The sequence below is a fragment of the Mesorhizobium sp. genome (assembly GCF_004962925.1).
Taxonomy (GTDB): domain Bacteria; phylum Pseudomonadota; class Alphaproteobacteria; order Rhizobiales; family Rhizobiaceae; genus Mesorhizobium.
The window spans coordinates 1-9,999 of record NZ_SUEO01000228.1 but is presented as its reverse complement, the minus strand read 5'-3'; the positions used below and the strand labels follow the sequence as shown (position 1 = coordinate 9,999).

The 9,999-nt window shown below is 61.7% G+C and carries 8 protein-coding genes; 2 read left to right on the top strand and 6 right to left on the bottom strand.

Features of this window, described 5'->3' with window-relative positions:
* The 5 genes from E5W87_RS30025 to E5W87_RS30005 form a co-directional block, all read right to left on the bottom strand.
* Positions 1-932, bottom strand: a 932-nt coding sequence (locus tag E5W87_RS30025; protein WP_292405906.1) for an ABC transporter ATP-binding protein, incomplete at its 3' end; no start/stop codon positions are given.
* Between the two features lie 25 nt (positions 933-957).
* The gene (locus tag E5W87_RS30020) at positions 958-2,622 is read right to left on the bottom strand and encodes an alpha-glucosidase (RefSeq protein WP_292405902.1); all 1,665 of its coding nucleotides are present in this window, start codon (positions 2,620-2,622) and stop codon (positions 958-960) included.
* A 4-nt stretch (positions 2,623-2,626) separates the two neighbouring features.
* Complete coding sequence (locus E5W87_RS30015) at positions 2,627-3,781, bottom strand: carbohydrate ABC transporter permease (RefSeq protein ID WP_292405899.1); 1,155 nt, start codon at positions 3,779-3,781, stop codon at positions 2,627-2,629.
* A gap of 1 nt (position 3,782) precedes the next feature.
* A complete protein-coding gene (locus tag E5W87_RS30010; protein ID WP_292405896.1) occupies positions 3,783-4,796 on the bottom strand; it encodes a carbohydrate ABC transporter permease in 1,014 nt (337 codons plus the stop codon).
* Positions 4,797-5,036: 240 nt separating this feature from the next.
* Positions 5,037-6,392, bottom strand: a complete 1,356-nt coding sequence (locus E5W87_RS30005) for an ABC transporter substrate-binding protein (RefSeq protein ID WP_292405894.1) — start codon at positions 6,390-6,392, stop codon at positions 5,037-5,039.
* A gap of 362 nt (positions 6,393-6,754) precedes the next feature.
* On the opposite strand from E5W87_RS30005, the gene E5W87_RS30000 reads away from it, so the two are divergent.
* Positions 6,755-7,777 carry a substrate-binding domain-containing protein gene (locus E5W87_RS30000; RefSeq protein WP_292405892.1) on the top strand — a complete coding sequence of 341 codons (1,023 nt, stop codon included), beginning with the start codon at positions 6,755-6,757 and terminating at the stop codon, positions 7,775-7,777.
* A 183-nt stretch (positions 7,778-7,960) separates the two neighbouring features.
* The gene (locus E5W87_RS29995; protein WP_292405890.1) at positions 7,961-8,773 is read left to right on the top strand and encodes a class I SAM-dependent methyltransferase; all 813 of its coding nucleotides are present in this window, start codon (positions 7,961-7,963) and stop codon (positions 8,771-8,773) included.
* A gap of 198 nt (positions 8,774-8,971) precedes the next feature.
* On the opposite strand, the gene E5W87_RS29990 is transcribed toward E5W87_RS29995, so the two are convergent.
* Positions 8,972-9,999 (bottom strand): S8 family serine peptidase (locus E5W87_RS29990; protein ID WP_292405887.1); only part of this gene is annotated, 1,028 nt, incomplete at its 5' end.

Sequence of the window (9,999 nt, the reverse complement as noted above, 5' to 3'; positions counted from 1 at the left end):
ACCTCGCCGAGCTGCTCGACATAATCCACCGTTCCCTCGAAAAGATAATCCGCGCCGCTAGCGATCATCAGATCCTCCGGCCGCACGCCGAAGCTCACCGAAGCGCCCTTCACTGAGGCCGGCGTGGCGATTGGCACCGTCGCCTTGCGCCCGCCGACATGGCTGACGATGGTCGGGTTGCCTGATTTGTCGATCGTCGCCGGCAGGATGTTCATGGCCGGCGAGCCGATGAACTGGGCGACGAACAGATTGCCGGGTTTCTTGTAGAGCTCCATCGGCGTGCCGACCTGCTCGATATGGCCGTCCTTGAGCACGACGATTCGATCGGCCAGCGTCATCGCCTCGACCTGGTCGTGGGTGACGTAGATCATCGTTGTAGCGGGCATCGACTCCTTGAGCTTGGCGATCTCGATGCGGGTGGCGACGCGCAGTGCCGCGTCGAGGTTTGACAGCGGTTCGTCGAACAGGAAGACCTTAGGGTTGCGCACGATGGCGCGGCCGATGGCGACGCGCTGGCGCTGGCCGCCCGACATCGCCTTGGGCAAGCGGTCGAGATATTTGGTCAGCTGCAGGATTTCCGCCGCCTGGCGCACCCGCTTGTCGATCTCGGCCTTGCTCTCCTTGCCGATCTTCATCGAGAACGCCATGTTGTCGTAGACCGTCATGTGCGGATAGAGCGCATAGGACTGGAACACCATGGCGATGCCCCGCTTCGACGGTGGCACGTCGTTGACCACCTCGCCGGCGATCTTGAGCTCCCCGGAGGTGATTTCCTCAAGCCCGGCGATGGACCGCAGTAAGGTCGACTTGCCGCAACCCGAAGGGCCGACGAAGACGATGAACTCGCCCGACTTTATATCGAGGTCGATGCCGTGGAGAATGTTGAGATTGCCGTATGATTTCTTCACTTGCCTTAGCGTGACATCGGCCATGGGTTCCCTCCAGTGAATTGCAAATTCAGTCGATGCGCCCGAACCAGGCGCCGTAGCCGCCGAGGCGGACAGGACCGGCGTCAGTCTGTCCCGAAAACCCGTGCCCCGGCAAGGGCTGCAGCGAGCGTCCGCCGAGATTGACTTCTGCCGGTCGGCTGCCGAGATTGAAGACGCAGACGATCTGCTCGTTGCCCTCGCGGCGCGTGAAGGCGACCGTATCGCCCTCGCTTTCGATGAAGTCGATATCGCCCTTGGCCAGCGCCGGATGCAAACGGCGGAAGCCAAGAAAGCGCCGGTAGTGTTCCAGCAGCGAGCTGTCGTCGCCCTGCTGCACATCGACCGCTTGCGAAAGATGCTTGGCCGGCACCGGCAGCCAGGGCTTTGCCTTGGAGAAGCCGCCATTGCTGTCGGCGCCATCCCACACCATCGGCGTGCGGCAGCCGTCGCGGCCCTTGAATTCCGGCCAGAAGCGGATGCCGTAGGGGTCCTGCAGGTCCTCAAATTGCAATTCCGCTTCGCCAAGACCAAGCTCCTCGCCCTGATAGATGCAGACCGAGCCGCGCAGCGACATCAGCAGCGCCGAGATCACCTTGAGATAAGCTGTCTGGCCGGCTTCGCCGGCCGCCCAGCGCGAGGCAGTGCGCATCACGTCATGGTTGGAGAACGCCCAGCATGACCAGCCGTCGCTGGCGACCTTGCCGAAGGCTTCCAGCACCGAACGCACCTTGGCCGCGCTGATCTTTTCGGGCGCCAGGAAGTCGAACGAGTAGCACATGTGCACACGCTTGCCGCCGGCGGTATAGGCCGCCACCACCTCCAGCCCGCGCTGCGAATCGCCGACTTCACCGACCGCCGCCGTCGCCGGATATTCGTCGAGCAGCGCGCGGAAGCGTTCGAGGAAGCCGAGATTTTCGGGGCGGCTCTTGTCGTAGAGATGGTCCTGATAGTTGTACGGATTGACGGAAGGAGCCGTCTGGTCGTTGCGCTCTTCGGGGGGCAGGGGCGGATTGTCCTCCAGGCCCTGGCTGTGGAAATAGAAGTTGATGGTGTCGAGGCGGAAGCCGTCGACGCCGCGCTCCAGCCAGAAGCGGGTGACATCGAGCAGCGCATCCTGGACCGCGCGGCTGTGGAAATTGAGATCGGGCTGCTCGGCCAGGAAATTATGCAGGTAATATTGCTGGCGGCTGGTGTCCCACTGCCAGGCCGAGCCGCCGAAGATCGACAGCCAGTTGTTGGGTGGCGTGCCGTCAGGCTTGGCGTCGGCCCAGACATACCAGTCCGCCTTCGGGTTGGTGCGGCTCGAGCGGCTTTCCCTAAACCACGGATGGATATCGGCGGTATGCGACAGCACCTCGTCGATCATCACCTTGAGCCCGAGCCTGTGCGCCTCGGCGGTCAGGGCGTCGAAATCGGCCAGCGTGCCGAACATCGGATCGACGTCGCAATAGTCAGACACGTCGTAGCCGAAATCCTTCATCGGCGACTTGAAGAACGGCGAGATCCAGATGGCATCGACGCCGAGCGCAGCGATATAGGGGAGCCTGCCGATGATGCCCCTGAGGTCGCCGATGCCGTCGCCGTTGGAGTCCTGATAGCTGCGCGGATAGATCTGGTAGATCACGGCACCGCGCCACCAGTCGCGGTCGACAGCGAGGTCGGGGCTCAACGTCGCCTTCACAGCGGATTGCATGATCTCAACCACCTTTCACCGAGCCGGCGAGCAGCCCGCGGACGAAATAGCGCTGCAGCGAGAAGAACACGATCAGCGGCACGACGATGGTGATGAAAGCCGATGTCGTCAGGATCTCCCAGTCGCCGCCGCGCGAGCCGAGCAACGCGTTGAGCTTGGCGGTCAGCACGATCTGGTCGCCCTCGGTGCCGAGGAAAACCATTGCAACCAGCAGGTCGTTCCACACCCACAGGAACTGGAAGATGGCGAAGGAGGCCAGCACCGGGAACGACAGCGGCAGCACGATCTTGACGAAGATCTCGAAATCGCTGGCGCCGTCGATGCGCGCCGATTCCATGATTTCGCGCGGCAGGCCGGCAATGTAGCTTCTCAGGAGATAGATGGCGAAAGGCAGGCCGAAGCCGGTATGTGCCAGCCAGATGCCGAGATAGGTTTTCGACGGCACGCCGAAGAAGCTGCCGACGCCGTTGTAGAGCTTCAGCAGCGGGATCAGCGACATTTGCAGCGGCACGACCAGGAGCCCGATGATGACCGCGATGAGCAACGCCCGGCCGGGAAAGCGCATCCAGGCCAGCGCATAGGCCGCGAACGCCGCGATCAGGATCGGAATGACCGTCGCCGGAATGGTGACGGTCAGCGAATTCATGAAGGAGCGGCCGATGCCTTCCGAAAACAGCACCGTATCGTAATTGTCGGTGGTGAATTTCGGTGGCGCCGACGAGGCGTAGTAGACACGCTGGCCGCGCTCGCCTTCGAAGGCCTTCGTTGAGGTCATGACGAAACTGCCGTCGGCGTTGAGCTGCAAGGTCTCGCCGTCGCCGAGATCGGCTGTCGTGCCGGCGGGATATTGCGTCGGCGCCGCCGACTTGACGCCGAAGGCGCTGATGTCACGGGCCGCATCGTCGCCGAAGATGTTGCCCTCGAGGACGAACTTGCCGTCCTTCTCGACTTGTGCCGAGGCGGGTGGCAGCCGGCCCGCTTCCGTCTGGGTGGAACTGGCAAACGAGTTCCACCAGCCCGAGGCGATGATCTGATCCTTGTCGCGCAGCGACGAGACGAGAATGCCGAGGGTCGGGATGGTCCAGATCGCGACGAAGATGAAGACGGCGATATGGACGCCGAAACGGCTGGCAAAGGACTTTCCGGTCGCCACGGCCATCTCAATGTCCTCCCGTCTCTTTGTTCGCCTGGCGGATGTTCCAGACCATGATCGGAATGACCGCGATCATGATGATGATGGCGATGGTCGCGCCACGGCCGAAATCGCCGCCGCCGCGGAACATCCAGTCGAACATCAGATTGGCCAGCACCTGGCTGTTCCATTGGCCGTTGGTCATGGTCAGCACGATATCGAAAACCTTCAGCACCAGGATGGTGATGGTGGTCCAGACGACGGCGATCGTGCCCCAGATCTGCGGCACCATGATCTTCCAGAAGATCTGGAATGGATTGGCGCCGTCGATGACGGCCGCTTCCAGCGTTTCTTCGGGAATACCCCGCAAGGCAGAGGACAGGATGACCATGGCAAAGCCGGTCTGGATCCAGATCAGGATGATCATCAGGAAGAAATTGTTCCAGAACGGCAGCGATATCCAGACCTGCGGCTGGCCGCCGAAATACTGGATGATGGCGTTGAGCAGGCCGATCTGCGTCTGGCCCGCGCCGCGATACTCGTAGATGAATTTCCAGATGACGCTGGCGCCGACGAAGGAGATGGCCAGCGGCAGGAAGATCAGGCTCTTGGCGATGGTGCCCCACCAGATCTTGTCGGTGAGGACGGCGATGATCAGCCCGAGGAAAGTGCAGGCGGCGGGCACGACCGCCAGCCAGATGATGTTGTTGAGGATGGAGGTGCGGAACTCGCGGTCGCCTAATGCCCATTCATAGTTGGCGAAGCCGACGAAATTGGCGCCGCCGCGATCGAGAAACGACAGCCTGAGCGTCTCCACGACCGGGTAGATCAAATAGATGGTGAGGATGATCATGGCCGGGCCGACGAACAGCCATGGCCGGATCATCCCTTGCCGGCGCAAATTGTCGATGGCCGCAGCACCTGCGACGCCGCGCGACGGGAAGATGATGTCCACCAGCTTGTTGGCGCCCCAGAAATAGGCGACGCAGCCGCCGACACCGACGACGATGACGAATATGGCCGAGAAAATCTGAGCCGCCACGGGTCCCTCCCTCTGCGCATGATCCGCCAGTCGAGAATGGCTTTGGCGACGGGATCATGAGCCGATTCAGTTGTTTGGAACGCGACCGGATGCAAGGCAGGGTTTTGCTCTTGCTTGTCGCGTCATGCCGGAATGTGCTCATAAAATTAAAGATTGTTGCGGCGCGGGCTGCCGGTCGGATCCGGGCCGCCGAAGCCCGGATCCACGAAGGATCCTAGTCCGCACGTTCAGCGGGGCCGCCTACTTGATCGCGTCCCAGCTCTTCTGGATGTCGGTGGCGACATCCTGGGCGGACTTGCCGCCGACGAGATCGATCATGCCGGTCCAGAAGGCGCCGGCGCCGATCTTGCCCGGCATCAGGTCGGACCCGTCGAAGCGGAAGGTCGAGGCTTCGGCAAGGATTTCGCCCTGCTTCTTCAGCGCGTCGCTGGCATAGGCCTCCTTGTTGACCGATTTGAGCGGCGTCACGAAACCGCCCTGGGCCATCCAGATCTCATGGGCGAGCGGCATCTTCAGGAATTCGATGAACGCGCGGGCACTCTTGCTATCTTTCGTGATCATGGCCAGCGTGCCGGCGCCGAGCACCGGGGTGCCGAGATCGGGCTTGGAAGCATAGGGTGGGAAGTAGAAGAAGTCGGCATCCTGGCCGATCTCAGTGCCTTCCGGGAAGAAGGTCGGGATGAACGACGCCTGATGATGCAGATAGCATTTCGGCGGTACCGAGAAGAGGCCTTTCGGGCTGTCGCGGAAGTCGGTCGCGGCAACCGCCTTGGCGCCGCCGTCGACCATCTTGTCGTCGGTCGCAATCTTGCCGAAAATGTCGATGGCATTGACCACTGCGGGATCGTTGAACGGAATCTCGTTCTTCACCCACTTGTCGTAGGTCTCGGGCGTCTGGGTGCGCAGCATGATGTCCTCGACCCAGTCGGTCGCCGGCCAGCCGGTGGCGCCGCCCGAACCGAGCCCGATGCACCATGGCGTGCCGCCGTCGGCGATGATCTTCTTTTCGAGCTCGGCGAGCTCTTCCTGCGTCTTCGGCACCTCGTAGTCGGCTTCCTCGAAATTGTCCGGCGAGTACCAGACCAGCGACTTCACGTCAGCCTTGTAGGGGAAGGCGAAGAAGCCCGGCTTGCCGTCCTTGTCCTTGAAGGTGCCGAGATCGACCCATGACTGGCCGGCGCCGTAATTGTCTTTGATCCAGTTGGCGGTGTCGTCGCCGAGCGGCGTCAGCAGGCCCTTGGACGCCAGATCCTGGATCAGGCCCGGCTGCGGCAGCACGGCGATGTTAGGCGGGCTGCCGGCCTGCGTGTCGATGACGATCTGCTGTTCGTAATTTTCCGATGAGGAGTATTTGATCTCGGCACCTGTGGCTTCCGAGAAATAGTCGAGAACGGTGCGGATGAGGCCCTCGTCCTCACCGCGCCATGGTCCGAAGATCGACAGCGTCTCGCCCTTGAGGTCGACTTTCTTGAGCTCTTCGTAATTCGCCCAGTTGAAGCGGGGATCCTCGCCCGGCTTGAACTTCAGTTCGGCTTGCGCCGGTGCGCCCAGGGCGAGCGCGACAAAGGCGGCGCTCAGCAGAAGCATTTTCTTCATCGGTATTCCCTCCCAGTGGTGACAAACACTCGGACGAAACCTCCATTCCGTCCGCCGACGCTGCAGGACTGTGACTCAGTCGGAAAGGAACCGCAACCTTTCGAAGAGTCTTCCAAAGCGCTTTGGTCTTTTCGATCACGCCACTGAATCACTCAGAAGTCAAGGGGGTGGTAGACCAATCGATTTAATTCGCGACATAAAAGAGCAAATAAAGTGCGCTGCAGCACACTTTTTTGGCGCTGCAACAGCAAATTTTGCTTCAAACTCGTCGGAAACGGTGCATATGGTCTTTGCATCAGTCATGCTGCCCGTAGCGGCCAGGCGATCCATAGTTAAAGCGCTTTGAGGCTTGGAGGCCTCCGGTGAACCTCAAACAGCTCTCCCATATGCTGGCGCTTTCGCAGACAACGGTAAGCCGTGCGCTGAACGGCTACCCCGAAGTCAATGAGGAAACGCGTCGGCGGGTGATCGACGCCGCCAAGCGCCATGGCTACCGCCCAAACCCGAGCGCGCGCAGGCTGGCGACCGGCAAGACCGGGATGATCGGTTATGTCTTGCCGACCGGCGCGGCCGTCGACATCGACCCGCATTTCGTCGAATTCCTGTCCGGTCTGGGCGACTACGCCCGTTCGCACGAACTCGACCTGGTGCTGTCCCCGGCCGATGCCGATGACCAGGAGACGACCTACCGGCGTATCGTCGCCAACCGGCAGGTCGACGCCGTCTACATCTCCTCGCCGAGGCCGGCCGACCGACGGGTGGCGCTGGTCAACACGCTCGGCATCCCGTTTATCGTTCATGGCCGCAGCGAAGGGCTCGATTTCGACTATCCTTTCACCGACATCGATAATGAGGGCGCCTTCCATGAGGCGGCACGGCTGCTCGTCCAACTCGGTCACCGGCGGCTGGCGCTGATCAACGGCGATGACGGCGAGACCTTCGCCATCCATCGCGAGCGGGGCGTGCGCCGGGCACTGGCGGCGAGCGGTCTGGTGCTTGGCGAAGGCCATGTCTGTTCCCTCGTCATGACCGAAGAGAACGGCTATCGCGCCGCCAGACGGCTGCTCGAGCGCAGCGATGCGCCGACCGCGATCGTCTGTTCCAGCCTGATCATGGCGCTCGGCGTCGTGCGCGCGGTGCGCGATCTCGGCCTGACCATTCCGGGCGACCTGTCGCTGATCGCCCATGACGACGTCTTCCCCTGGCTGAAGCCGGAGAATTTTTCGGTACCGTTGTCGACGACGCGTTCGTCAATCCGCTTGGCCGGCGCGCGCATCGCCGAGCGGCTGGCGGCGCGGATTTCCGGATTGGAGGAGGGCGCCCGCGGCGAAGTCTGGCCGGTCGATCTGGTGATCAGGGGATCGGTCGCCGGCGCACCGGGTTAGCGGTCAAAAAACTCAATCACTCAGAGCGACAGAGTTCGATCCTTCTCGGCCTTTCGTTCGTAGAACTTCTACGGCAAGCCCTGACCCCAAAGCGGACATGCGGCCTTGAGTCAATGTTTACTAGCCACCTGTGCGCCGGGTGCTAAGCTACGACGATTGCGCATCCTTTATTCGAGGCAGAATATGTCTTCAACCTTCATTTCAAAAGGCGCTGATGGCTACGATCAATACATGGGCAGATGGAGCAGGCGTCTAGCCCCATTGTTTTTGGATTTCGCCGGCGCTGCGGATGGAGAGCGGATCATAGATGTTGGATGTGGAACGGGCAGCTTGACGTTCTTGATCCCAGCCCGAGCAAATATCTCAACCATCGAGGCTATAGATTACGAGGAACAATTCATTGAGGCGTTGAGGCGGCGGAACAGCGACTCTCGGATAACTGCAAGCCAAGGCGATGCTTGTGCGTTACCATTCGGCGAAAATCAATTCGATCGCGCTCTGTCTATGCTCGTTCTACATTTTGTGTCGGACCCCCATCAGGCGGTAAGTGAGATGCTTCGCGTGGTGCGACCCGGTGGCGTCGTTGCTGCGACCGTTTGGGACACCTTTGGGGGAATGCCCAGCCAGCGCATTTTCTGGGATACCATCGCCGCAATCGAGCCTAGTGCACTCGCCCGGCGTCGCCTCGCTTTAGTGAGACCCATGACGTTCCCCGGCGAGATGACGCGCGCATTCGTTGGTGCTGGCCTTCAACAAATCACAGAAGCGACGCTAACCATTCGAATGGAATTTGCGAAGTTTGACGACTATTGGCTTCCACTTATCAACGGCCAAGGCACGTTGGCAGCATTCTTGGCCACGCTGCCTGATGGCGTTCCGGAGAAAGTTCAAGCCAGTGTTAGACAAGCCTACCTATGTGATCAACCAGACGGCCCACGCAGTTTTGCGAGCGTAGCTTGGGCCGTCAAAGGAATAGTGCCAAGTCGAGAAGCATAGGGAGCGCCGACAGGGCTTACCCGCGACAATCGGGGACATCTGCTGTTGGCGCTGCCTGCTCGTTCCGATTGGCGAGGCGGAGGGCAGAAAACCACTCATCTCGGCCATCTTCGGCAACGAGTTTTGAGCCTATTGCATGTCGCTTAAAAAGTGTTGCGGTTTGGGACAATGCACAAACAGAAGCTTGAAGCGCAAAACCTACTCCTTGGCTGCCTCGGCCGCCCTGGTGTCCAGCAGACCATAGCCGAAATCGTTGTCCCTGCCCTTGGGGCCGAGATCCTTGGCGGTGGCGGCCAATGCCTTCTCGATCCAGTCGGCGGAACGGTCGGGCGCGGCATGTAACAGATTGGCGACCGCGCCGGTCACGATCGCTGCGGCAAACGAGGTGCCGGTGACCACATCCGAACCGGCACCGCTCGGCGCCACCATCTCCACGCCGGGGGCGGAGAGGAAGACATAGGCGCCGCGATTGGCCTCCTGCATCAGCCCGTCCTTGGCATCGGTGGCGGTCACCGCGATGACGCCGTCGAAGGCGGCGGGGTAGCCGTAGGGCGCCTTCGGCCCGTTATTCCCTGCGGCGGCGACCAGCACGATGCCCAAGGCGCGAGCATTGCGGCAGACGATGCCGAGCAGGTCGTTATTCGGTCCGACGAAGCTCATATTGATGATGCGGACATCCTGCTCAGCCGCCCAGTCGAGCGCCGACAGGATAACGTCCATGGTCGACTTGCCGCCCTCGAAGGCACGGGCGTGATAGATCCTGGCGCCCGGCGCCATGCCTTTGAGCGCGCCGACGCCGGCGATCAGGCCGTCGATCGAGGTGCCGTGATCGCGCGCCTCGATCGGCACATCGGGCATGGCGTCGAACTGATTGGCGATGACGCCGGAGAGCGCCGGATTGGTGTCGTCGATGGCGGTGTCGATGACGGCGACGCGGACATTCTCGCCGCTCGCCTCTCCCGAATCGAGCGCGATGCGCTCGAAGGCATAGTTGACGATCGTGGCTGCCTGCTGCAGCGAGTAGATGTGGTTGGGCTCGCGCCGCAGGGTGCGGCCGTCGGCGGCAAGCTGCGCCAGCACGACGCCGACTGGACGGCCATCGGGTATGCCGAAGCGCACCAGCGTGGTGCCGAGCAGCAGAGACTGGCGCTGCGAGCGCACCTCGAGGCCAAAGGAGACGGCGATCTGCTGGACGGCGTCGCCGTCCACCGTCACCAGCACCTCGT

Coding starts and splice junctions, on each gene's coding strand:
- E5W87_RS30020 (WP_292405902.1), bottom strand. CDS start 2,622: ATGCAATCCGCTGTGAAGGCGACGTTGAGCCCCGACCTCGCTGTCGAC.
- E5W87_RS30015 (WP_292405899.1), bottom strand. CDS start 3,781: ATGGCCGTGGCGACCGGAAAGTCCTTTGCCAGCCGTTTCGGCGTCCAT.
- E5W87_RS29995 (WP_292405890.1), top strand. CDS start 7,961: ATGTCTTCAACCTTCATTTCAAAAGGCGCTGATGGCTACGATCAATAC.
- E5W87_RS30005 (WP_292405894.1), bottom strand. CDS start 6,392: ATGAAGAAAATGCTTCTGCTGAGCGCCGCCTTTGTCGCGCTCGCCCTG.